General features: G+C 38.4%; 1 protein-coding gene. It reads right to left on the bottom strand.

The features are described from left to right. Positions 1-238: 238 nt before the first annotated feature. Positions 239-601: PTS sugar transporter subunit IIA (locus GMD1S_RS10765; protein ID WP_000452132.1), on the bottom strand; the 363-nt coding region annotated here is incomplete at its 5' end.

Raw genomic sequence — 601 nt, 5'->3', positions numbered from 1 at the left:
ACAACATTAAAGTTTTCATCACCGACAGCACAGACAAACTTTGTACCGCCCGCTTCCAAGCTTCCATATAATTTTGTCATGATAAACCTCTTGTTTTTATTTTCTTTATTATAGCATATTTTGAAAGTCTAGATTTCTCTATATTTTAGATTTTCCTCTGTAAATCTTACCATTCAAGCAAAAACGAACAAACATGCCATTTGTTCGTTTTGTTTTTAGATTTGATTTTTGAAGAGGATTAGGCTTTCACTTCGATGATTGCATCACCCTTAGCAACTGTTCCAGAAGCAACTGGATATACTGAAGCAAAGTCTGCAGTGTTTGTTACGATAACCATTGTTGTGTTATCAAGACCAGCAGCAGCAATCTTAGCTGAGTCAAATGTTCCAAGAACATCTCCAGCTTTAACCTTATCACCTTGATTAACTTTTTGGTTGAAGCCTTCACCGTTCATTGAAACAGTGTCGATACCAACGTGGATCAAGATTTCTGCACCGTTAGCTGTTCTCAATCCATAAGCATGGCCAGTTGGGAAGACGATTGTCACTTCAGCATCAGCTGGTGCATAAACAACATCTTGGCTAGGTTTCACGGCGATACC

The organism is Streptococcus sp. GMD1S, assembly GCF_000296875.1.
Classification (GTDB): domain Bacteria; phylum Bacillota; class Bacilli; order Lactobacillales; family Streptococcaceae; genus Streptococcus.
Note: the sequence above shows the minus strand (reverse complement) of the source record. Positions and strands in the feature narration are given on the sequence as shown.